Raw genomic sequence first — 23,550 nt, forward strand, 5'->3', positions numbered from 1 at the left:
ACAACCCGCCATATACCTTTACCATCAACGACGGGACCAATCCGCCGACCACACAGAACAGCAACCTGTTCACAGGTCTGGCAGCAGGTACATACAACATTACCGTTACCTCGGACAGGGGATGCTTTACCTTGCAAACCGTAACCATTGATGAACCTAATGCTTTAGATGTAAGCGCAACCGTTTCAAGTTTTGCTTGTAATGTCAATAACCAGGCATCTCAGGCCGTGATAACCGCAGTGGGAGCGGGAGGGACAGCTCCATATACTTATAGCATCAACGGAGTGAACTTCTTTAGCTCAAATACCTTTAACATAACCAATAACGGATCTGATAGGATGATAACGGTTACTATAAAGGATGATAACGGATGTACAGATGTTACCACCGTCAACATCAGCGCCCTTAACAAATTTACTGCTACATTGGCCCAGGATGCGGCCATATCTTGTGCAGGACCTGAAGAAGTAACAATAACTGTAAACGACAATGGCAATGCGGCCAATGTTTATACCTATCAGTTGTTACCTGTTGGCAATACCAATGCCACACTAACAGGAAATCCAACTTATAACAGTGCCACCTTTAATTTAACCGCTGTGGGAAGTTATACCTTTAGGGTTACCGATACCACAACCGGATGTTATGTGGATACTGCTGCCTATAATATTGCACCTTATGATTTGATCAAGGTAAGCGCTACAGCAATTACGCCTGTAACCTGTTTTGGAGATAATAATGGTGCGTTGCAAATAAATGTAAGCGGCTATTCCGGCCCTTATAACTATACCGTATATACCAGTGCAGGTGTAGCCACCGCAATTACGGGATCGGCCAACACATCCACTAACCCATTGACCATTAATGGACTAACAGGAGGAAACTATTATGTAAGGGTTACCCAGACCAATGTTCCATTGTGTTTTGAGAATTCCAATACAGTAAAAATAATTTCTCCTGATAGGGCACTGACTGCAATTGTTGATCCAATTGCCAATGTTACTTGCTCCAATGACCAAGGTGAAATAATAGTAGACCCAAGTGGAGGTTATGGTCCTTATGATATTGTACTGACCAATACCACAACCGCAGAGGTATACAATGCCACCGACGTTAACGTAATGGTATTCATCGAACTCTCAGCGGGGAACTACACCGTTCAGATTACGGATGCCAATGGCTGTATCCTAAACGATACCGAAACTTTGGTGCAACCAGCCCCGATTACTGCAGATATCACTCCTTTATCCACAACATTGGATTGCTACGGAGATAGTGATGGTGCATTGACCGCTATAAATATGGCCGGGGGAGAAGGTATATACCAATATCAATTAAATGTTTATGATTCAACAGGCAGCAATATTGTATATACTTCTGGTGGACAAGTTAGTCCAATATTCAACAACCTGAAGTCCGGTATCTATACCATTACTGTATCTGATGGTTGGGGATGTGATGTTGAAACCGTACAGGCCACTATAATAGATCCTACGGAAGTTTATGCCTCTTTGATAAGGACAAGTCCATTAACTTGCTTAAACGACGCAGAATTGTTGTTAACAGCCCATGGTGGAACAGGTCCTTATGAATATAGTTTGGACGATATTAATTATTTCCCAATGAGCGGTGGTAACACACATACTTTCACAGTGCCTGCAGGAACGTATAGATACTATGTTAGGGATTCATTCGGATGTAATTCCATTTTGTCCAATCAAATCAAAGAAGATGCCATTGAGCCATTAACGGTAACCATGGATACTTCTGCGGCAGTTATTAACTGTAACGGTGATAATACCGCTATATTGATTGCCAAGGCAGATGGAGGATTGGGTAATTACCGTTATGAATTGTTTACCGATGCCGCCTTGACCAATAGTATTGCAGGACCCCAAACAAACCGCGAATTCAGCAACCTTACAGTTGGCAGTTACTGGGTCAGGGTAACAAGTGATGATTGTGTAGTGGTATCCAACGAAAACAGAATAACGGAACCAACCCCGTTGGTGGTGGACGATTCCTTTATGAACGTCACCTGTAATGGGGCCAATGATGGTAGTATAACCGTTTCCTTGAGTGGTGGTTCCGGTGGATATCAATATTCCATTTCACCTAACTTGGACAAATTTGATACGGTAAATACATTCACCGATCTAGCTCCCGGTAACTATACTGTAATTGCACAGGATATAAATGGATGTTTTGAACAATTGAGATATACCATAACAGAACCGGCAATTATAACTGCAGTACCTACTACCACACCGGAAATATGTATTGGTAGTGAGGATGGAACCATTTCCTTGACCATTTCCGGAGGAACTGCACCCTATAGTACCAGTATAAACTCTACTGCAGATAGCGATTTTGTCCTGGACAGAACCATGTTCACCAATCTGGCTGCTGGAACTTATGCTGTATTCGTAAAGGATGCACAGGGTTGTATGATCAACTTGGCTGTAACCATTGATCCAGGAGTAAACTTAAATGCAACAGCTACCCCAATCTATGAATGTACGGGCAACATCCCTAACAATTCAATTGATCTGGTATTGGAAGATCCAACTGTTGGCCCGGATGTAATGTATGCCCTGGACTCCACCGATCCAAATGACATGGTCTTGGAGCCCAATTTTGCCAATATTGCTCCTGGAGCCCACTATATTGCCATTGCCCATGCCAATGGTTGTGTATTGACCATAGATTTTGAAATAGAGAACTTTGAACCCTTGGTTCTTACCTTGGCACCAGGGAACATCAATGAAATTTCGGCTGTTGCCACAGGTGGACAACAAGAATACACTTTCTATTTTAACGACAAGGATAATGGTACGGATAATACCCATTATATAACAGAAACAAAAACCCATATCGTTAGGGTTGTAGATGAGAACGGATGTGAAGCCATTGCGGAAATCTTTATGGAGTTCATTGATATAGAAATCCCAAATTTCTTTACCCCTGACGGTGATGGACAAAATGATTTCTGGAGACCTAGAAATCAAGAAGGATTCCCAAAGATACTAACCATAATATTTGACCGTTATGGTAGGGAGGTTTACAGAATGGGTCTCAATGACCAAGGATGGGATGGACTATACCATAACACCGAACTTCCAACCGGAGATTACTGGTATGTCATTAAACTCAAAGGAGAAGAAGATGATAGGGAATTTGTCGGACATTTTACATTATATAGATAAAAAACTTAACCATAAATACAATGCGCAGTAAACTATTAACTTTTGTGTTGCTTTTAAGTACCTTGATCACTAGTGCCCAAGAACTTAATTCACCCCAGCTTTCACAATATTTGGCAGACAATCCTTTTGTACTATCCCCAACATATGCGGGTATTGGTGACCATGTAAAAATTAGGTTGAACGGACTTGCGCAATGGGTTGGAATCAAGGATGCACCCAGGACCCAGTCCTTGGCCGCCGATATGAGGTTAGGGGAAAAATCGGGAATAGGATTATTTCTATACAACGATTCCAATGGCTATACTAAACAACAAGGTGCACGTATATCCTTTGCCCACCATTTAACTTTAGACCGCTATGAGGACGAATTTTTATCCTTCGGTATCTCCTATAATTTTAATCAATTTAGATTGGATGTAGAAGAATTTATAGATGCCGGTTTCGATCCAGGGGTAACTGATGATAGATCCACATCCAACCACAACTTTGATATAGGTCTTTTGTACCGAAAAAATTCCTTTTATTTCAGTGTAAACGCCTCCAACGTCATCAACAAGGATGTATATATTTTCGATCCCATCTATGAACCCAACAAACTTAGAAACTTCTATGCCTATACTGGATACCGATATAAAAAATCCAGAAACAGTAATATGGAAATAGAACCCTCCCTTTTGTACAAAATATTTGAAAGTGATGGTAGGTCAGAAGCGGATTTAAACCTAAAATTTAGATGGTATGATTTTGAAGATTACTATTATGCAGGTGTTACCTACCGTTTTTTAAATGATCAAATTGGACGGCCACTATACATAGCTCCTTTGGCCGGACTTAAAAAAAGTAATTTCTATTTCGGATATTCCTATCAGATCATTCTTAACGAAATATTAGGCTATAGTACAGGTACCCACGTGGTAACTATTGGCGTAGACCTATTCCAGGGTATCAGTAATTGTAGATGTACCTATTAACCCATTGTCCTTGGTATATATAAATGGGAATCTAAATTATTTGTAAAATGTATTCTTTTAAGCTTGGATTGATTTAATTTTGTACAAATTATTAATGTGTTGGGGAAAATAAGGGTAAGCAATATTAAAGTTTATGCCAATCATGGTTGTCTTAAGGAGGAGACTCTTATTGGAAGCGATTACCTAGTAAATGTTGAAGTAGATGCCGATTTAAAAAAAGCATCACAAACCGATGAACTTTCGGAAACGGTTGATTACGTTCATATAAATTATATTGTAAAGGAAGAAATGGCTATTCCTTCCAAACTATTGGAACATGTTGCAAAACGCATTCTAGATAGAATATTTGCCGAAATACCCATAGCAAAAAAAGTAAAAGTTGCGGTCTCAAAAATCAACCCCCCTATTGGTGGGGATGTCCAAGAAGTGACCATAATACTCAAATCCAAAAGATAAAGCTTTTAGTTTTTGAAACATAAAAAAAGTATTACCTTTGCACTGCAAAAAGGCATTGTGGCCGAGTGGCTAGGCAGAGCTCTGCAAAAGCTTGTACAGCGGTTCGAATCCGCTCGATGCCTCCAAAACCTTCATCTTAACAGATGAAGGTTTTTTTATGTTACTTACCTTTCTATTACAGCTTATTCTATTTAATAAGTTCTATTCCCTTTTCTATATTCAATTGATCTTTAGGGAGAAAACCTTTTATTATCAGAACAATTCCACAAATAACAAGTATTATTCCAATGACTTTTTTAACCAAAAGAATTCTTCTTTTGGTCAACTTTTTGCGCAATTGTTTGGCCAATAATATTTTAAAGATATCTGTAACAAAATAGGCCCCGATCATAGCCGAGAAGAAAAGTATTATTCTATTTGGATCATTATCCAAGCTAGGTCCTACGACAATAATAATACCCAACCAGAATACCAAAACACCAATATTTATAAAATTCAGCAAGAATCCCTTGATGCACAAGCTAAAATAATCTCCCTTGGTAATCCTAATTTTATTTTCTTGTTTAACGGACTCTTTCTTAAAGACATTGGTAAGCCCATAAACCAATAAAATGGTACCTCCAAAAACATAGAGACCAGGATGATTACTAAGATTTTCCAACAATTGAAAACTACTGAAATAGGCTAAGGAAATAAAAACAACATCGGCAACAATTACACCAACATCAAAACAAAGTGCAGCTCTAAACCCTTTAATTGCACTAGTTTCCAAAAGAACAAAAAAAACAGGCCCAATCATAAAGCTCAATAAAAAGCCCAATGGAATTGCCGCCTGAATATCCTCTATCATAAAATTTTATTACTTACATTCTGGTAATCTTTCCTCCAAAAACCGTTTTTTCTTCCATTTTGGTAGGATTGCCATATACCATAACCTCTCCACCGGCCTTTACTGCCGCCTTTACATAATCGCTTGCAAACACTTCTGCCCTAGAACCCGCATTTACATTAATAGTACTAAACTTCGTTTTGAAATCCTTACCCTTGTAAATACCTCCTGTATTTATTTGAACGTCTTGAATGTTGGAAGAACCGGAAGCTGAAATAATACCTCCAGTTACACTTTTTATCAGCATTTGATCTACTTGTGCACTGATTATCAACTCTCCACCTTCCTGAGCCTTCAATTCCAAAATGTCCTGCTTTATAGGTTCTTTGGACGAAATCCTGGCATCCTCGTTAGTATCAATAACAACAAGTTTTTCCGTGTAATGGACATCTACAAAAGTTCTATAGCCGCTGAATAGTTTAGTCACTTCCATTCTAATCTTAAGAATGCCATCATTGTTTACAATAGCAACATTGTTAGTATTGGCACCAGTAATTACGGCCTTGTTAACATCAGATTTTATAAGGTTCACGGACAATCCATCAAAAGCCTTAACTTCTTTGAACGGTTGTAAATTCTGAGTTACCTTTTCGTTTTGCGACCTTAGTGATTGGGTAGCAACCAGTAACAAAAGTATTACTATTAATTTTTGATCCATTATCTTAGAGCTATAGTTTATTGGCTAATTATTATTAACCAATAAACATATTTTCCGGAACAATTCCGTGACACATATTTATGCAATGGCAACCTTTCTTTTAACTTAACTTATCTAGTTACCCAGTATAGTTAAACAAATTCCGTTCCAAAACAAAAATTTAGGCGTTTTTTCCGATTAAGGAAAAATCCAAATGGCGTTTTATTAAATCTGTACTCTTAACCATCACAACAACTTCATCACCCAATTGATAGGTTTTCTTGGTTTTTTCACCAACTATAGCGTACTCCTTTTCATCAAAGGTATAATAATCATCCTTTATATCCCTAATTCTCACCATTCCTTCGCACTTATTCTCAATGATCTCTACATAAAGTCCCCATTCGGTAACCCCAGAAATTACACCTACAAACTCCCGATCCTGGTGATCTTCCATAAATTTAATCTGCATATATTTTATGGAATCGCGCTCAGCATTTGCAGCCAAACTCTCCATATCCGAAGAATGCTTACATTTTATTTCATAGGGTTCTGCCTTTGGAGTCTCCCCCCCATCCAAATAATGCTGTAATAATCGGTGCACCATTACATCCGGATACCTTCTAATTGGCGAAGTAAAATGCGTATAATAATCAAAGGCCAAACCATAATGACCAATATTTTCAACTGTGTAAATTGCCTTGCTCATACTACGTATAGCCAAAGTATCCACTAGGTTCTGTTCTTTCTTCCCTTTTACATCTTCCAATAGTTGGTTCAAGGAATTACTTATAGATTTTTTATCCTTGAAGTCGAGCTTATGACCAAAACGTGATATTATACCGTTAAGAGCCATTAATTTATCTTCATTGGGTTCATCATGTACCCTATAAACAAAGGTTTTAACAGGTTTTTGCTTTCCAATATACTGTGCTACCCGTCTATTGGCCAATAACATAAATTCCTCTATAAGCTTATTGGCATCCTTAGATTCCTTAAAATAAACTCCTTCGGGTTCCATTTTTTCGTTGAGATTAAAACGTACCTCAATTTTATCGAAAGAGATAGCTCCTTGCTGCATACGATTATCCCTCATGATCTTGGCAAGACGGTCCATGGTCAAGGTAGCATCAACAACCTCATCACCAACGGTATAAGCATCTTCCCTTATGGATATTTCCGAAGGAATAGATCCCTGCCCGGTCTCTATAATATGTTGTGCCTCTTCATAGGCAAATCTTTGATCGGAATTAATTACCGTACGGCCAAACCATTCATTTTTTATAACGGCTTTACCATCAATTTCAAAAATGGCAGAAAAAGTATATTTCTCCTCATTAGGACGAAGGGAACAGGCATTATTGGATAATACCTCTGGTAACATAGGTACGACCCTATCTACCAAATACACAGAAGTTGCCCTATCATAGGCTTCATCATCCAAGATGGTATCAGGTGTTAAATAATGGGACACATCGGCAATATGGATTCCAATTTCATAATTACCATTTTCCAATATTTTAAAGGAAAGGGCATCATCAAAATCCTTGGCATCCTTGGGATCAATAGTAAAAGTCAAAGTTTCCCTTAGATCCCTTCTTTTAGCTATTTCCTCCTCTTTTATGCTGGTATCCAATGTATTGGCAAACATATCCACCTCCACTGGAAATTCATAAGGCAAACCATATTGGGCTAAAATGGAATGTATTTCGGTATTATGTTCCCCTGGTTTCCCCAATACTTGGGTAATGGTTCCAAAAGGAGAATCCGCATTATCCGGCCATTCATTTATTTCTACAATTACTTTATCGCCATCCTCTGCAGTAGAAAACTTATTCTTTGGCACAAAAATATCCGTATACATTCTATAATCCGTAGGCCGCACAAAAGCAAAATCCTTTTGCATATCTACGATACCCACAAAGGAAGTCTTATCCCTGGAAACGACTTTTGTAATTTCTCCTTCCAATTTTTTTCCCTTTCTTCTAGGAAAAATATATACCTCTACAACATCTCTGTGAAAAGCTTTTTTTAATTTATTGAACGGAACAAAAACATCATCATCCAAACCTTCAACTACAATGTATGCATTTCCTCTTCCTGTAATATCAACGGTTCCAGTATGGTAAGTCTTATTGGAAGCTACAGCTTTGTATGAACCTCTTCCTTCTTCCAATATTCGTTTCTTTTCCTTTAATTCTACCAACCTTTTAATTAGAGTATTTCTATCATTAGCCTCTACAACTCCAATTTTAGCAGCAATTTGCTTATAATTAAAAGATTTTTCCGGCTCCTTTTCAAGAACCGTAAAAATACCTCTGGTTATTTCGTTTTTTCTTTGATTTTTGTTTCTCTTGTTATTCTTTGACATTAACACTTTTATTTTTGGAAAATTACGAATTATAATCCATTGTCCTTGGATTCCAATTTTAAGTTTCCTTCTTCTTTAATAAATATTGTTATCAACATTTATATTATATATATATTTTCTTTTTTCTAAAATTTAAAATAAAATGGTGATTATGATGGCTTGTTTATAGTGGATATAAAAATTTACCTTTAAACTTGCTTTAAACGAATAAATAAGTTTATTGACAATTTATACAGAGAGTAAAGATTATAAATCAAGCTTTTAAATGGGTTATTAATATTTGTTGACAACCCATATGAACATAAAAATATTGAAAAGTTAATGTTACGTGAGTGTTAATTACTTCTTTTAATTATTTAATATCTTTCTACAAGAATCTAAGAAGTAAATTATTCTTTTACGATAACATTTTGTAAAGCAAAATTAAGGCGGATAATAAAAATTTAATATTTACTTTTTATAAGTAGTTTGTTAACAATGTGTCATTATTAGTAAACGACTAAATAACAATGCTTTTGAGTTTTTTTAAAATTTATGTTGTTAATAACCCCATTTCTGTGGTGAAACCATAGGTATTTGTACATTTGTGTGAATAGAACTACTTGTTTTGTATACTTTTTATTTTACTTCATTCATTAATAACCATCCATAAACAATGAAAATAGCTATTGGTAATGATCATGCAGGTACAGAATATAAACTTGCCATAATTGGATTGTTGAAATCTATGGGTATAGAAGTAATAAATCATGGTACCGACGGGTCTGACAGTGTTGATTATGCAGATTTTGTACATCCTGTAGCCACTGAAGTGGAGGAAGGAAATGCAGATTTGGGTATTATTATTTGTGGCAGTGGCAATGGTGTTTCAATGACGGCCAACAAACATCAAAAAATAAGGGCCGCCCTGTGTTGGACAACTGAAATTGTACAATTGGCCAAGGAGCACAATGATGCCAATATATTAAGTTTGCCGGCCAGATTTATTTCTTTGCCTCAGGCATTGGAAATGGTGAAAACATTTTTGAATACTTCCTTTGAAGGTGGTCGTCATGAAAGAAGAATAGAGAAAATTCCCTGTAAGTAAAATAATTATTAATAAACCAATAGTTAAAGGGAGTATTATATAACATTCTTTGCCCAATAATGTGGCTGTATTACTTAAATTTCCCTGGTAAATAATCTATCGGATTTTGTAAAATTAAAGACTACTTATATTATTATAGATATATAAAGTATGAGAATTGAAATAAAAAAATTCCAAGAACTTGATTTACAGGAGTTATATGATGTTTTACAATTGCGTAGCGAAGTATTTGTAGTGGAACAAGATTGTGTTTACCAGGATATGGACTATAAAGATCAGCTTGCCCTTCATATAATTGGGTATAAGGACACAAAAATTGTAGCCTATACCAGAGTATTTAAAAAAGGAGACTATTTTAAGGAAGCAAGTATTGGTAGGGTAGTGGTACGGAAATCCGAACGTCAGTATGGATATGGATTGGAAATAATGAAGGCTTCCATTGAAACTATACACAAGAAATTTGGTCCTACCGCTATACATATTTCTGCCCAGAAATATTTGACCAAGTTCTATACTTCCCTTGGGTTTAAGATTGTTGGTGAGGAGTATTTGGAGGATGGTATTCCCCATGTTGGTATGATCAAGGATTAGCCTTTATATTCCGAAATTAATTTCATAAAAAAAGAGCTGCAAAATACAGCTCCCAATGTATATGATATTAATATTCCAATTTATATTTTAATAGGTGTTTTATCACTTAAATTGATATCCTCCAACATATTGTCGGTAAATTTATAGTGTCCTTTAGTGGTGATAATTTTAAAACGATTGGAATTCATTCGGCTTAGAGTATCCAAAAACAACCATTTGGATTTCAATAATAATGGCCTATCGGATTTTAAACTAATCTCGAAATAGTATTTTTTGCCATTCTTTATAGCCACAATATCAGGGGTAATTTTGGTGTCGCTACCTCTTTTTAAATAGGATTTTGGACAATCATAACCTTCAATATCCGCCTTGATTTTTTCAAAACCGTGCGCTTCCAAGTGGGAAATGGACTTCTTTATGAACTCCTCGTTTGCTGATTTTTCAATTTTTATCATAATTGTAATGTATAAAAAAAATCGATAAAAAGCAAATAAATACGCTGATTAACAGTTATTTAAGTGCATTTTAACAAATTAATGGACATTAAGGGAACTAATCTATTTTGGATCAAGACAATTACAATTAACCTTGGATTTTTTAATTGTTATTTGGAACATTTGTTTTAATAGGGTCCATTAGTTAATTTTTTTAGTAACTGTCCGCTGTATAATCTTGGAAGTGAAACCTGCCCACCAATTGATAAGACTAAGGTTTATCATATTTTTTGTTCTTAGCAATCTTTTTCTGAAGCTTCTAATTCCGGCAAATAATTTTATTGTTTTTCAATTTTTGGTGATACAAATGTCCAAAAACCAGGCAAAAAAGTAAGTGATAACATTAAATATTGAAATTGTGCTGCCCAGCATTCCTTAAATTTTTATAATTTTCCAAGCTTCAAATAAGATTTTGTATTAACCATCATAGATTTTTTAATGAATTGCTGCCGAAAAGAAATAATTTTTATACTAATTACAGGAGTTTTTTTATTTATATCCTGTGAACAAAAGGTTGAAAAGGATGAGCTTACCATTAATAGGATGATGGAAGACATAAAACAGGAATTTGCCCCGGACAAAAGGGTAGCCCTTTTTAATATAGAATATGTTAGAAAGGGTAATGAAACCATACTTAGGGGAGAGTCCAACCTACCGGAAGCTGTTACCAGCTTTAAGCAAAAGCTGGCGGAACAAAAAATAGACTATCTAGATAGCATTCAATTATTGCCTTCATCCAATTTAAATGGTTTTACCCAAGGTCTTATTACAATATCCGTGGCCAATTTGCGTGGTAAGCCTGCACATTCGTCGGAGTTGGTTACCCAGGCTACTTTGGGAACGCCTGTAAAGGTATTGAAGGAAGAGAATGACTGGTATTTGATTCAGACTCCGGATAAGTATTTGTCCTGGGTAGATAGGGGAGGAATAATGCCATTGTCAACTGAAAAATATACACAGTGGAAATCCACTCCAAAAGTTATATACACCAATACTATAGGTCATTCTTATAACGATCCTAACAAGGATTCCCAGGTCGTTTCTGATATGGTTGCCGGAGGTGTTTTGGAACTGATAGGTGATGAAAAGGAATTTTATTATGTGGTTTTCCCAGATGGTAGAAAGGCTTATGTCCTTAAAACTGAAGCCATGGATTATGACACATGGTTGGCGGCATTGGATCCTAGTCAGGAATCCTTGGTAAGTACTTCCAAAACTTTAATGGGCGTCCCATATTTATGGGGTGGTACCTCTACCAAAGGAGTAGACTGTAGTGGATTTACCAAAACCATTTATTTTTTAAATGGGATTGTTTTACCAAGGGACGCTTCCCAGCAAATACATACGGGCAAGGAGATAGATGCGGTTAAGGATTTTGATAAGTTGGAACCAGGAGATTTATTGTTTTTTGGAAAACCGGCAACAGATACCACTAAGGAACGCGTAATCCATGTAGGGATGTGGATCGGTAACAATGAATTTATACATTCTGCCGGAAGGGTACATATAAGCAGTGTGGACAAAGACGCGCCAAATTTTGACGAGTACAACCTAAATAGATATTTACGTTCCAATCGTTATCTCAAGGAACCAAAGGACGGATTGATAGAGCTTGCTAAAACCCCTGTTTTTAAGGACTGACCTAGGCTTATTTGAGATCCACAGCCATTATAAAGTCATCTGCGGTCATATAGAGCCTTTTTTGATCCGTATCAAAAGCACAATTGGCCGTAGCCTGTCCAGTATGGATTCTGGCCAAAGCTTTCCCTTTGGGATTAAAGATCCAAACCCCACCGGGTCCAGAGGCAAATAAGATTCCATTGTTGTTTACTTTTAATCCGTCGGGCAAGCCTTGTTGACCTTCATTTCCAATTAGATTCGTTACTTCATAAAAAAGTTTTTTATCGGCTACCTTCCCAGGTTCCGTAATCTTGTATTGATACCAAGCGGCATGTTCAGGATCTGAATTTGCAACATAAAGGACATTACCATCCGGGGATATTCCTATTCCGTTAGGACGGGAAATTGAGTCGAGCAGTATTAATTCCCCGCTAGTCATTAGACAATAAATTCCTTGGAAATCCAATTCCTTGCCTTCATCATCCATTCGTTTTGGTAGGCCATAGGGTGGATCTGTAAAATAGAGGTTGCCGTTATTATCGAATGTGGCATCATTGGGGCTGTTAAATTTCTTGCCCATATAGGAATCCACCAGAGTCGTAAATTCAGATGAAGGGGAATTTAGGGGTGCATTCATTTTAGCTACTTGACGGTTCCCGTGTTGCATCAGCACCAACTCGCCATCTTTATTAAGCAAAAGACCATTGGAGCCCGGTTCTTCACCAGTAAAATCGGTTCCTGAAAACCCCGAGGGATGCAAGTAGGTGACCGTATCGTTATTTTGGAAATCTAACTTATATATCTTATTATTGGGTATGTCCGAGAACAGCAGATAGTTACCGTCTTTTATCCACAAAGGTCCCTCTGTCCAGGCAAAGCCACTGGCGAGAATTTCAATTTTAGATTTCGGATCAATTATTTGAAGTGCTTCATCATCCAGAATGTCAATGGAAAATGGAGAAGCAATAACTTCGTCGGGTATCGTTTTTTTACTCGATTCTTTACAGGAGGCCCCAAAGAGTAGAATGGAACCTACGGTAATACATGCCAATTTTTTCATTTTAGTGCATTATTTTAACGATTATAGTAATAACGGTCATGGCAGTGCTTCCAAGGACGAATGTACCTGCCGATTGGATCTGATAACCTTGTTTAACGTTCATGCCGGTAAGTTGGGTAAGTACCCAAAAGAAACTGTCGTTTACGTGCGATACAACAGAAGCTCCTGCACCTATCGCCAAAACGGTCATAGTAGCCATAAAGGGATCGTTAAGACCCAAAGCGGGCATTAATGGGGCTATTATGGAGGCGGTGGTTACCAAGGCCACTGTGGAAGAACCTTGGGTGGTCTTAAGACAGGCAGCTAATAAAAAAGGAAGGAACAAACCCAGTTCCATACCGGTAAACTCTGAGGTAATGGTATCGGCAATTCCTGAATTTTGCAACATCTTTCCAAAAATGCCTCCTGCACCGGTAATAAAAATTATAGGGGCTGCCTCCCTTAAGGATTCCCCAAACCAACCTGTGGAGGAGAAAATCTTTTCGTCCAATTTTTTGGGTAAAACAAGGGACAATAAAACTCCGACCAAAAGGGCAATTACAGGCGTGCCCAAAAATGATATGATCGTCTTGAATAGGGAAGGTTCAAAGGTAAATTCAGGATAATCCATGACCGATTTAAAAATAATCAGCAAAATGGGAATCACAATGGCCAATAATGATTTCCAAAGGGCGGGTTGTTCCTGTTTGGTAGTCACTTCTTCGAGGATTATAGGAACATGAATTCGGGATGCGAATTTGGTGGCAAAGAAATAGCAGGCAATTAGTGAAATGCTACTTATAAGCAAGCCCCATATCATAACACTTCCCAAATCTGCTCCTAAAATACCGGCAGCAGCAATAGGTCCCGGGGTAGGCGGTACCATGGTATGCGATGCGGTCAATCCCAACGCCAGTGCTGCAGTGGTACCTGCAAAGGAAACACCTGCCTTGGAGGAGAGCACCTTGTTTAACGGGTTCATTATTAAAAGTGCACTATCTGCAAATACTGGAATAGAAAGTATATATCCTGTAAGGAGCATGGCCAAGTGGATGGATTTTGCACCTATTAGTTGTAAAATCTTGGAGGCGATAACAAAAGCACCACCAGATTTCTCCAGAACCTTGCCTATTGTAACTCCAAACAAGATTATAAGTCCTATTTTACCCATTATATCCCCAAATCCATTATTTATGGAACTGATTATGGATTCTATATCCATCCCGGTCATAAAGCCGTAGGCGATGGCCGAGAAAAGGAGAACAAAAAAGGGATGCACTTTAAATTTGATGATGCCTATGATCAATAGGGCAAGGGAAAGAACTAAGGCGATTAGGTAAGTCATGGTTTTTTTTGGTTGGTTATTGGTATTGTTCGGTTATTATTTTACCATTCTGTAAAGTTTCCATCGGCTCCTCGCCATATAGGGTTGGACCAATTATGGCCAATTTTCTGGCCTTCCCTTAATTTTTCTTCATTCATTTCAACACCCAATCCTGGTTTCTGAAATAACTCTATATAACCATCCTTGATATCGAAAATTTCTGGATTCAGTACATAGTCCAACAGATCAAAGCCCTGATTATAATGTATGCCTATACTGTTTTCTTGGATAAAGGCATTGGCAGAAACAAAGTCGACATGTAATGCTGAAGCCAAGGATATAGGCCCCAATGGGCAATGGGGGGCCAAAGCTACGTCATAAGCCTCGGCCAAGGTAGCAATACGCCTTACCTCGGAAATACCTCCAGCGTGACTAAGATCTGGCTGAATAATGTCTACAACACCCTCTTCCAGAATTTTCTTAAAATCCCAACGGGAAAACATACGCTCTCCTGTGGCAAGAGGGATGCTGGTGTAAGGGTAAATATGTTTTAAGGCATCATTATTTTCGCTAAGTACCGGTTCTTCAATAAACATGGGTTCATAAGGTGCAAGCTCATCTATAAGTCTTTTTACCATGCCTTTATGTACACGGCCATGAAAATCCAGTCCTATGTCCAAATCGGTTCCAAATTCCTCCCTTAATAATCTAATGTTGTTGGCTACCTGTTTCACATCTTTCAAGGTGGAAATCCAGTCCATACCTCCGGTAGCGTTCATTTTTACAGCTTGGAAACCGGCCTTTACCTTTTCGTGCGCCTGTTCCAATAATACTTCCGGGTGATCTCCTCCTATCCAACAGTACATCTTCATTTTATGTCGAACCGCCCCACCCAATAAGTCATAAACAGGAACACCAAGAAATTTCCCCTTTATATCCCATAGTGCCTGGTCTATACCGGAAATGGCACTCATTAGGATTGGACCACCACGGTAAAATCCTCCACGATAGAGTATTTGCCATATGTCTTCAATATTTGCGGCCGACTTTCCAATGATATACTGTTGCAGTTCCATTACACAGGCTGCCACCGTATCTGCCTTACCTTCCACAACCGGTTCACCCCAACCAATAATCCCTTCCTTGGTGGTTATTTTAACAAAAAGCCACCTTGGTGGGACTTTAAAAAGTTCAATTTTTTCAATAATAAGTTGTTCCTTCATAATGATTTTACAAATTCTTTAGCCCTTTGCAGGACATTCTAAAAATCGTTTTTTTTGGTTGGTTATATAGATCGAAGCCTTTCCATAGGCACGTGATTCTATAAACTAATTCGGAATTAAATATAACTAATTGTTATGTATATATAGAATATCGGAATTTTTTAACAGATTAAATTAAAGTATAACAGTTTTTCCAGTTCTTACCGACTCGTCGGCAGCCAATACAATTTTTAGACTATTAATGGCATCCGTTAAATGGGAAGAAAGGTCGTGGTCGTTAACAATGGCATTCAACAAATACTCCTGTTCCAATAGACAGAGTCCGTCATGATCCGGCTCGTCTTGAGTCCTAATAAAATCGTCTTTTTTTACAAAATCCCCTTCTTCGTTTAATTCACTGTAATGAAGTTGTAGACTGCCCGTTTTTGTATGTCCCTCTATATCCTGGGAACTATCTTTGGGGTTGTCCGAAATGGAAACAGCTCCTTTTGGGCCAATAACGTCTTTGATAAACACCGCTGTTTCACTCATCATAGGTCCCCATCCGGCCTCATACCATCCTACGGAACCGTCTTTAAAACGAACTTGTAATTGACCGTAGTTGTACATTTTAGCATCAATTTCTTTACTCAAATTAGCTCCAATGGCACTGACACTAATTGGAATGGATTGAGTCATTAAACACATAATATCCACGTAGTGAACGCCACAATCCACTATGGGCGACATGCTATTCATTAACTGTTTATGGGTATACCATTTGTCCCCAGAACTTTGTTGGTTTAAGTTCATGCGCATTACCAAGGGCTTGCCAAGGGTACGGGCAACCTCCACAAACTTGGTCCACGACGGATGTACCCTAAGAATATAACCTACTACCATTTTTCTGTTCTTTTCCTTTGCCAACGCCACTAGTTCCTCGGCCTCTTCTAACGTGAGGGCAAGTGGTTTTTCTACGAAAACATGTGCTCCTGCATTAAGACTTTTTCTAACATAGTCGGCATGGGTATCTGGATAGGTATTAATGGATACTACATCTGGTTTGGATTTCTTCAAGGCGGTATCAAAATTATCATAGGTAGGCAACCCTCCCAATTCTTCGGATAATTTTTCCCTACTTTCCGGTTTACGGCTTACCAGTCCCACAATTTCAAATTCAGTGAGTTGGTGATAGGCTCTGGCATGGGAAATACCCATATTTCCACAACCTACAACAAGGGTTTTTAGTTTGTTCATATTCCTAAGGATTAATATTTCTTAATTTTTTTATTCCAGGGAAAAGGCAAGGATCTTGTTTCCTTTTTCTGTTCCTAATTTTTCGCCACCACAGGCAATGGCAATATATTGCTTGCCGTTTACTTCATACATGGCGGGTGTTGCAAATGCTGCAGCAGGGAGTTTGTATTCCCAAAGTAGCTTGCCATTGTTTTTATTAAAAGCTCTAAAATATCCGTCTTTTGTGGCTCCTATAAACAATAGTCCGTTTTCGGTAACTATAGCCCCGCCATAGTTTTCCGAACCTGTTTGGGAAAATCCCTGTTCTTTCAAGCTCAATGTTTCCCCGAAGGGAATGGACCATAGGTAATCCCCAGAATTTAGGTCTATAGCATGTAATGTACCCCATGGCGGGGAAATGGCCGGCAGCCCGTTACTGTCCAGAAATTTTTTATATCCGCGGTGTTTATAGGTTGTTTTTATAGGTTTTGTATTGTTCTCGGTAACAATTGGTCCAACTTCTTCCCCATATAAAAACCGTATCAAAGCTTCCATTTCCGTTTTTTCAATTTGAGGGAAACCTGTCATCATGCCTTTTCCTTTATTTATGGTCAGGGCAACTGCCTCTTTATTATGGGTCGATTTAAGGTTTAATAAAGATGGATATCCACTTGCAACATTACCTTTACGGTCTTTTTGATGGCATACAACACAATATTGGTTATAGGCATATTCCCCTGGAGCCATGCTTGTGTTTAGCGTATCCTTGTCCATTTGAAGGAACCAGGCCATTTCATTGGAATTTACGTACAAAATGCCATCTTCGGGATCGGCGGCGGCACCTCCCCATTCCGCGGCCCCGTCATATCCAGGAAGAAGAAGTACCGGTTCTAAACTAGGTGGAGCATAGATTCTTTTATCCGCTTCGTTGAATTGCGTCAGTAATTCCTCCTTGTTTTCGGCGTACGGACTAAGGTCTTTTTCGGTCAATAAATCGGATTGTCTTGCAAAAGGCTTGGGCTTGGTGGGAAATGGTTGGGTTGCCCATGTTTTTTCTCCTTCCAAGGTAGATGGAGGTACAGGTATCTCCTCAATATCAAACAAAGGCTCACCTGTGATTCTGTTAAAAAGAAAAACATACCCTTGTTTGGTTACTTGTGCCACGGCAGGAATTTTTTCTCCCGCTCTGGTAATCGTCAAAAGGTTGGGCGGTGCCGGTGGATCCCTATCCCACAGGTCGTGATGGGTAAATTGATAATGCCAAAGCAGTTTTCCTGTTTGTGCGTCCAAAGCCAATAGCGTATTGGCATAAAGATTACTGCCCTTTCTGTCGCCACCATAAAAATCGGGGGCTGCTGAACCTGTTGGGATGTATAGGATTCCCGTTTTTTCGTCCAATGCCATACCGGCCCAGTTATTGGCAGCACCAACAATTTCGCTTTTATAGCTATCCGGATCTTCCCAGGTTTCGTTACCGGGCTCTCCTGGATAGGGTATGGTGTGAAAGGACCATTCCAATTGGCCTGTTATTATATTAAATGCCATGATATCCCCTGGTGCAGCACCGCTACCTTCCGAGAGGCGAATTGGCATTACAATTAAATCCCGGTAAATGGTTCCAGGAGTGTTGGAGACGACAAATTTATTCCTTGCGCTTGTTGGCAATCCGGAGTGGAGATCAATTTTTCCATTTTCACCGAAAGAAGAAATTGGCGTACCCGTTATGGCATTCAGGGCAAAAAGATTGGGTCCTCGGGTAAACAGAATACGCTTATCATTGTTCTTTGACCAATACGCTACGCCTCTACTAGTGGAATTTGTAAGGTGTAGTGAATCCCCAAATCTCCATATTTCCCTCCCAGTTCCAGCGTGCAATGCCACTGCCCTTAAGGCCGCTGTAACCCCGTACAAAATAGTGTCCACTACAATAGGGTTCATTTGCATTTGACCACTATCGGGAGCAGAGTAGGACCAGGCCACCTTAAGTTCCGTTACATTGTCCAAGGTAATTTGTGATAGTGTGGAGTAATGGTTGCGATCTGGTCCACCTAAATAGGAGGTCCAAGTTGTGTAATTATCGGAGTCCGTTTTGGTGGAATTATCAAGCTGGCAACTTATTAAACAAATTGCCGCTATGGTTATTAGCGATAAATGCTTTGTGGTATTAAGCGACATTGGTAGTGGTTTTATCGCTTAAATTAATTAATTTTTAAGAACTAAGGGGTTATTTCTTTGTTGTACTATAGTCTAATATTTTTGGACAGGGAAACAATCGTTCTTTTCCTTATAGATCCAAATCCTACAAAAGTGGATTGGTTTGAGGTTTAGAAAAGGAATATTTAATTGCGCTATAACCTTTTCAAGGTTTTGTTGAGCACAGGAACAATTAGTTCGCCAAGTTCTTTATATCCCTCCTTGTTATAATGAACGTCCTTATCCCCCAAACCATTTTTGTGGTGGATGGCAATGGATTTTTTGTAGATATCATTGATAATAACACCATTTTTTTTCATTACGGATTTTGCTACTGCATTGTATTTTGCTACATCGTCAGAAAATCTACCCGCTTCATTAACAGGAACATAGGTGGTTGTTACAAAGATTAATTTTGCTGAGGTACTGGCTTTGAGGATACTCACCAACTCTTCCAGATTTTGTTTATAGGTTTGCAATTCATAGGTAATTGTACCCTTAATTTTATCCCTATTGCCATAAACTTTGGAATCTGGATGTCTGTAACAAAGATCCCATAACCCCCAATTAAATTGGATTATATCCCAATCTTCCTGACCTATCCAATCCTTGATTTTCTCCAGTCCTGTTCCTGTGTGTTGTGCGTTTCCAGGATTGTGCATTACTATTGCCTTAGTGGCCAGTGCTTCTTTTACCTTTGAAAAATAACCTATGGAAATAGAGTCGCCTATGATCAGTATTTTAGGCTCTTTAGGTTTGTATCCCAGACAAAGAAAAATACATAAGGTTATTAGGAGGTAAAATTTGTTATTCATGCTTTTAATCTTTACAAAGATGAAAAATAATTAAAAAATTTAGAAAGGGAATGGTGAGGGTGCCATTATGCCGGTATTTTTTGTTTCCTGAAAACCGGATTGCCCATAATCCTGGATGGGATAATTTGCCACCATTCACAATATTTTATGAAGGTCTAGAGAAAATCACTACATTGTTATTGCCAAATAATCAACCATATACAAAATGACAAACGAATCTACCAACCTTTCCAAGAGGTTGTTTTCCTTGGACGTATTCCGGGGATTGACCATGTTTTTATTAATTGCGGAGGCTGCCGGGTTTCATGGTAGCTTTGGGGACTTTACAGAAAACAACACCTTTTTACATCCTTTGGCGGAACAGTTGCACCATCATCCATGGAACGGGTTGCGGTTTTGGGATCTTATACAGCCTTTTTTTATGTTTATAGTGGGGGTGGCCATGCCATTTTCATTGAGAAAGCGTTTGGCTAGTGGATCCCGCAAGGCTGCTACCAAACATATTTTGAGAAGATGTTTTTTGCTTTTTGCTTTTGGGGTATTGTTGCACTGTGTGTATAGCCATGCATTGGTTTGGGAACTCTGGAACGTATTGGTTCAATTGGCCTTTACTATTCTTATAGCTTATGCGATAATGAATCTTCCCCACCGTACACAGATTTTTATCTGCTTGGGAATTTTGATACTTACCGAGATTCTCTATCGGGCTTATAATCCACAGGACCCATACAATCAAGGGCAGAGTTTTGGGTCTTGGGTAGATATGTTGGTAATGGGTAAAATTAACGGCGGGGGATGGGTTTTCATTAACTTCTTACCTACTGCGGTACATACGGTGATGGGTGTTATTTGTGGACAAATATTACTTTCCAACAAATCCGCTAAAGAGAAATTAAATCCCTTATTAATGTGGGGAGCGGCTCTACTTTTGTTGGGCTATGGGATGGATCTATTGGGAATAACCCCTATTATTAAAAGAATAGCGACTACCTCATTTACCTTGGCTTCGGGGGGATGGGCCTTGTTGGCCTTGGCTTTGTTTTATTGGTGGATCGACATTAAGGACCATAAGAACAAATGGCTGAAGATTTTTTCTGTGGTAGGGACCAACTCTATATTTATTTATTTGTTTGCAGAAACCGTAGGGGCACAGTGGTTTAGGGGTTTCGGGCTTATTTTTACCGAAGGAATATTGGCTCCCTTAGGTGTAGAGGAAGGTTTAATATTGGTCATAAATTCCTTGTTTGTGCTCTTTATGTTGTGGTATATCACCTACTTTCTAGATCAGAAGAAGGTTTACTTTAAGATATAGAGGTTCAATACCTAGTCACTATTTGACCGGCATTTTTTTATTTTAGAATATTCGTGTATTTGCCATTGTCATTCAACAGAACGGTAGCGGTCATAATGGCTTCGTCATTTTGTAAATGGTAATCATATAGACCGTCCCTATAGAAATAGCGTTTAAGAATTTCATCCTCCAAATTCTTTTGGATTTCCGCTTTGTATTTATCCAAGGCCATAAGTTTGTTTTTATCCATCTCCAACAACAGCGCTTTATACTGCTCCGTGACCTCATTGCCAAATATGGTACTGTCCTCGCCGGACATGGCCTCTTTTAGTGCTTTTTCGGCCTTAGTCTCAAATTCAAAATTACTTTTGGAGACATAATTTTTAAAAGATGCAAAATCACTATCCTTATAATTGAAGTCCAATACATTTTCTATCTTGTTATTATAATAGAAATCGGTGGCGTAGTCGAAAATAACATTACCGGATAACAGGGCCTGGGTAAGCGTATTTGTTTTGGCTGCAGCAATTTCTATATCTGGCAAAACACCGCCACCATCTTGGACTTTTCGCCCATTTCTGGTTTTAAAATCCCTGAACTGCGTATTCTTAACTGCATTTCCATTCTCATCCCTATTCCAATAATCCAAGGATTGTATACATCTTCCGGATGCTGTATAATATCTGGAGATGGTTACCTTTAGTTGTGTACCATAGGTTAGTTTTAAAGGGCGCTGTACCAATCCCTTTCCAAAACTTCTTGCACCCACTATAACGGCTCGGTCCAAATCCTGTAGACTTCCTGAGACAATTTCACTGGCCGAGGCACTTCTACCATTAACCAATACAACCAACGGTATTTCTGTATCTACGGGTTGGTTGGTAGTTTTATACTCCCTGTTGAATTTCTTGACCTTGGATTTGGTGGTTACCACAAGTTCTCCTTTTGGAATAAAAAGATTGGTTACATTGATGGCTTCGGTCAATAGACCACCTGGATTATCCCTTAGGTCCAAAATAATTTTTTCCGCGCCATCGTTTTTTAAGTTAAGGAGTGCTTCCTTGGTTTGTTCAGAAGCTTTTTTATTGAATTTTGACAAAACAATATAACCCGTGTTCCCTTTGATCATCTTGTAATAGGGTACGGCATCAACTTCTATAGATTCCCTGTTAACTGTTGTTGACTTGGTTTCTCCCTGCCTAACATAGGTAATGTTTACACTGGTATTATTGGCTCCTTTTAAAAGTTCATCGGCGTCATCCTGAATATCCGCAATGGCAATATCACCGATCTTAATAATTTCATCCCCGGCTTTAAGGCCCGCCTTATCTGCGGGGTAACCTTTGTAAGGTTCAATAATAACCACTTTATCCTTGTAACTCCGGACCACGGCCCCAATACCTGAATATTCACCTGCATTGTTTATTTTAAAGGATTCAACGTCTTGTTCATTAAGGAATTTGGTATAGGGATCCAGATCTTCCAACATGTTTTTAATGGCCGTATCCATTAATTCTGCAGGATTGGTTTCATCCACGTAGTTCATGTTCAACTCTTTGAAAAGGGTTGTAAAAATTTCGATCTGTTTGGCAATCTCAAAAAAATCGCCCTTAAAACTACTTCCTGCAATGAGTAGGGCAATGGCGATAATGGGAATAAGTACCCGCTTTTTTATTATCTCTTTCATATGTTCATAAGTTACTTGCTAGCCTTTGCAATTTCATCGACAAATTTCCGCATTAAAGGAATCATGGCATCTGTTATTTTGGATTGCGAGGGCATCTCCTTACCAAGATATAAAAACATAAACGCAAAGTTACTCTCTATGTTGTTAAAAATTAGGTGTTTGTTCAACCTATAGCTTTCCCGCATCAACCTTTTAATTCGATTTCTTTTTACGGCACTTTTAAAATTTCTTTTGGACGCTGTTACCCCAACCTTGCACTTGGAACCATCATCAAAGCTGGTTTTAAGATAAACAAGTTTAATAGGATAATTGGTAATACCAATCCCTTCCGCAAACAACTGTTCAATTAGTTTTTTGCTCTTTAGTTTTTCTTTTTTTGGGAAGCTAAATGACATTTTGCCGTAAATGTAAAATAAAAACCACAGTTATGGGATATGACAA

At 38.4% G+C, this 23,550-nt stretch carries 19 protein-coding genes and 1 tRNA gene; 8 read left to right on the forward strand and 12 right to left on the reverse strand.

Annotated features, from left to right (window positions below):
* The 4 genes from MWU82_RS21435 to MWU82_RS21450 form a co-directional block, all read left to right on the forward strand.
* Positions 1 to 3,206: T9SS type B sorting domain-containing protein (locus MWU82_RS21435; RefSeq protein ID WP_247097852.1), on the forward strand; the 3,206-nt coding region annotated here is incomplete at its 5' end.
* A 20-nt stretch (positions 3,207 to 3,226) separates the two neighbouring features.
* On the forward strand, positions 3,227 to 4,177 hold the full coding sequence (locus MWU82_RS21440) for a type IX secretion system membrane protein PorP/SprF (protein ID WP_247097853.1): 951 nt from the start codon (positions 3,227 to 3,229) through the stop codon (positions 4,175 to 4,177).
* Between the two features lie 99 nt (positions 4,178 to 4,276).
* Positions 4,277 to 4,633 carry a dihydroneopterin aldolase gene (gene folB, locus MWU82_RS21445; RefSeq protein WP_215949992.1) on the forward strand — a complete coding sequence of 119 codons (357 nt, stop codon included), beginning with the start codon at positions 4,277 to 4,279 and terminating at the stop codon, positions 4,631 to 4,633.
* 51 nt (positions 4,634 to 4,684) lie between these two features.
* Positions 4,685 to 4,758: transfer RNA gene (locus MWU82_RS21450), tRNA-Cys, on the forward strand.
* A gap of 62 nt (positions 4,759 to 4,820) precedes the next feature.
* Here MWU82_RS21450 and MWU82_RS21455 read toward each other — a convergent pair.
* The 3 genes from MWU82_RS21455 to rnr form a co-directional block, all read right to left on the reverse strand.
* Complete coding sequence (locus tag MWU82_RS21455; RefSeq protein WP_247097854.1) at positions 4,821 to 5,483, reverse strand: LysE family transporter; 663 nt, start codon at positions 5,481 to 5,483, stop codon at positions 4,821 to 4,823.
* 13 nt (positions 5,484 to 5,496) lie between these two features.
* Complete coding sequence (locus MWU82_RS21460) at positions 5,497 to 6,180, reverse strand: head GIN domain-containing protein (protein WP_215949962.1); 684 nt, start codon at positions 6,178 to 6,180, stop codon at positions 5,497 to 5,499.
* Positions 6,181 to 6,340: 160 nt separating this feature from the next.
* The gene (rnr, locus tag MWU82_RS21465; protein WP_247097855.1) at positions 6,341 to 8,530 is read right to left on the reverse strand and encodes a ribonuclease R; all 2,190 of its coding nucleotides are present in this window, start codon (positions 8,528 to 8,530) and stop codon (positions 6,341 to 6,343) included.
* Between the two features lie 655 nt (positions 8,531 to 9,185).
* Between rnr and rpiB the strand changes: the two genes are divergently transcribed.
* Together rpiB and MWU82_RS21475 are read left to right on the forward strand one after the other, a co-directional pair.
* Positions 9,186 to 9,617, forward strand: a complete 432-nt coding sequence (gene rpiB / locus MWU82_RS21470) for a ribose 5-phosphate isomerase B (protein WP_215949964.1) — start codon at positions 9,186 to 9,188, stop codon at positions 9,615 to 9,617.
* Between the two features lie 150 nt (positions 9,618 to 9,767).
* A complete protein-coding gene (locus tag MWU82_RS21475; protein WP_247097856.1) occupies positions 9,768 to 10,208 on the forward strand; it encodes a GNAT family N-acetyltransferase in 441 nt (146 codons plus the stop codon).
* An 80-nt stretch (positions 10,209 to 10,288) separates the two neighbouring features.
* On the opposite strand, the gene MWU82_RS21480 is transcribed toward MWU82_RS21475, so the two are convergent.
* On the reverse strand, positions 10,289 to 10,663 hold the full coding sequence (locus MWU82_RS21480) for a hypothetical protein (protein ID WP_215949966.1): 375 nt from the start codon (positions 10,661 to 10,663) through the stop codon (positions 10,289 to 10,291).
* Positions 10,664 to 11,140: 477 nt separating this feature from the next.
* On the opposite strand from MWU82_RS21480, the gene MWU82_RS21485 reads away from it, so the two are divergent.
* Complete coding sequence (locus MWU82_RS21485) at positions 11,141 to 12,343, forward strand: SH3 domain-containing C40 family peptidase (RefSeq protein WP_247097857.1); 1,203 nt, start codon at positions 11,141 to 11,143, stop codon at positions 12,341 to 12,343.
* Positions 12,344 to 12,350: 7 nt separating this feature from the next.
* Here MWU82_RS21485 and MWU82_RS21490 read toward each other — a convergent pair whose 3' ends face one another.
* The 6 genes from MWU82_RS21490 to MWU82_RS21515 form a co-directional block, all read right to left on the reverse strand.
* Positions 12,351 to 13,382 carry an SMP-30/gluconolactonase/LRE family protein gene (locus MWU82_RS21490; protein WP_247097858.1) on the reverse strand — a complete coding sequence of 344 codons (1,032 nt, stop codon included), beginning with the start codon at positions 13,380 to 13,382 and terminating at the stop codon, positions 12,351 to 12,353.
* 1 nt (position 13,383) lies between these two features.
* Positions 13,384 to 14,706, reverse strand: coding sequence for a GntP family permease (locus MWU82_RS21495; RefSeq protein ID WP_247097859.1), 1,323 nt, complete (start codon positions 14,704 to 14,706; stop codon positions 13,384 to 13,386).
* 41 nt (positions 14,707 to 14,747) lie between these two features.
* The gene (gene dgoD / locus MWU82_RS21500; protein ID WP_247097860.1) at positions 14,748 to 15,908 is read right to left on the reverse strand and encodes a galactonate dehydratase; all 1,161 of its coding nucleotides are present in this window, start codon (positions 15,906 to 15,908) and stop codon (positions 14,748 to 14,750) included.
* A gap of 174 nt (positions 15,909 to 16,082) precedes the next feature.
* Complete coding sequence (locus MWU82_RS21505; RefSeq protein WP_247097861.1) at positions 16,083 to 17,144, reverse strand: Gfo/Idh/MocA family oxidoreductase; 1,062 nt, start codon at positions 17,142 to 17,144, stop codon at positions 16,083 to 16,085.
* Between the two features lie 30 nt (positions 17,145 to 17,174).
* Positions 17,175 to 19,298 (reverse strand): pyrroloquinoline quinone-dependent dehydrogenase, encoded by a 2,124-nt coding sequence (locus MWU82_RS21510; protein ID WP_247097862.1) that lies wholly within the window; start codon positions 19,296 to 19,298, stop codon positions 17,175 to 17,177.
* A gap of 173 nt (positions 19,299 to 19,471) precedes the next feature.
* On the reverse strand, positions 19,472 to 20,131 hold the full coding sequence (locus MWU82_RS21515) for an SGNH/GDSL hydrolase family protein (RefSeq protein WP_215949973.1): 660 nt from the start codon (positions 20,129 to 20,131) through the stop codon (positions 19,472 to 19,474).
* Between the two features lie 205 nt (positions 20,132 to 20,336).
* Between MWU82_RS21515 and MWU82_RS21520 the strand changes: the two genes are divergently transcribed.
* On the forward strand, positions 20,337 to 21,443 hold the full coding sequence (locus tag MWU82_RS21520; RefSeq protein WP_247097863.1) for a DUF5009 domain-containing protein: 1,107 nt from the start codon (positions 20,337 to 20,339) through the stop codon (positions 21,441 to 21,443).
* Between the two features lie 37 nt (positions 21,444 to 21,480).
* On the opposite strand, the gene MWU82_RS21525 is transcribed toward MWU82_RS21520, so the two are convergent.
* Positions 21,481 to 23,109 (reverse strand): S41 family peptidase, encoded by a 1,629-nt coding sequence (locus MWU82_RS21525; protein WP_215949975.1) that lies wholly within the window; start codon positions 23,107 to 23,109, stop codon positions 21,481 to 21,483.
* An 11-nt stretch (positions 23,110 to 23,120) separates the two neighbouring features.
* A complete protein-coding gene (rnpA, locus tag MWU82_RS21530) occupies positions 23,121 to 23,504 on the reverse strand; it encodes a ribonuclease P protein component (RefSeq protein ID WP_215949976.1) in 384 nt (127 codons plus the stop codon).
* Positions 23,505 to 23,550: the final 46 nt, after the last annotated feature.

The sequence above is a fragment of the Arenibacter sp. S6351L genome (assembly GCF_023016025.1).
GTDB lineage: Bacteria > Bacteroidota > Bacteroidia > Flavobacteriales > Flavobacteriaceae > Arenibacter > Arenibacter algicola_B.

Coding starts and splice junctions, on each gene's coding strand:
- MWU82_RS21440 (WP_247097853.1), top strand. CDS start 3,227: ATGCGCAGTAAACTATTAACTTTTGTGTTGCTTTTAAGTACCTTGATC.
- MWU82_RS21455 (WP_247097854.1), bottom strand. CDS start 5,483: ATGATAGAGGATATTCAGGCGGCAATTCCATTGGGCTTTTTATTGAGC.
- MWU82_RS21460 (WP_215949962.1), bottom strand. CDS start 6,180: ATGGATCAAAAATTAATAGTAATACTTTTGTTACTGGTTGCTACCCAA.
- rnr (WP_247097855.1), bottom strand. CDS start 8,530: ATGTCAAAGAATAACAAGAGAAACAAAAATCAAAGAAAAAACGAAATA.
- rpiB (WP_215949964.1), top strand. CDS start 9,186: ATGAAAATAGCTATTGGTAATGATCATGCAGGTACAGAATATAAACTT.
- MWU82_RS21475 (WP_247097856.1), top strand. CDS start 9,768: ATGAGAATTGAAATAAAAAAATTCCAAGAACTTGATTTACAGGAGTTA.
- MWU82_RS21480 (WP_215949966.1), bottom strand. CDS start 10,663: ATGATAAAAATTGAAAAATCAGCAAACGAGGAGTTCATAAAGAAGTCC.
- MWU82_RS21485 (WP_247097857.1), top strand. CDS start 11,141: ATGAATTGCTGCCGAAAAGAAATAATTTTTATACTAATTACAGGAGTT.
- MWU82_RS21490 (WP_247097858.1), bottom strand. CDS start 13,382: ATGAAAAAATTGGCATGTATTACCGTAGGTTCCATTCTACTCTTTGGG.
- MWU82_RS21495 (WP_247097859.1), bottom strand. CDS start 14,706: ATGACTTACCTAATCGCCTTAGTTCTTTCCCTTGCCCTATTGATCATA.
- dgoD (WP_247097860.1), bottom strand. CDS start 15,908: ATGAAGGAACAACTTATTATTGAAAAAATTGAACTTTTTAAAGTCCCA.
- MWU82_RS21505 (WP_247097861.1), bottom strand. CDS start 17,144: ATGAACAAACTAAAAACCCTTGTTGTAGGTTGTGGAAATATGGGTATT.
- MWU82_RS21510 (WP_247097862.1), bottom strand. CDS start 19,298: ATGTCGCTTAATACCACAAAGCATTTATCGCTAATAACCATAGCGGCA.
- MWU82_RS21515 (WP_215949973.1), bottom strand. CDS start 20,131: ATGAATAACAAATTTTACCTCCTAATAACCTTATGTATTTTTCTTTGT.
- MWU82_RS21520 (WP_247097863.1), top strand. CDS start 20,337: ATGACAAACGAATCTACCAACCTTTCCAAGAGGTTGTTTTCCTTGGAC.
- MWU82_RS21525 (WP_215949975.1), bottom strand. CDS start 23,109: ATGAAAGAGATAATAAAAAAGCGGGTACTTATTCCCATTATCGCCATT.
- rnpA (WP_215949976.1), bottom strand. CDS start 23,504: ATGTCATTTAGCTTCCCAAAAAAAGAAAAACTAAAGAGCAAAAAACTA.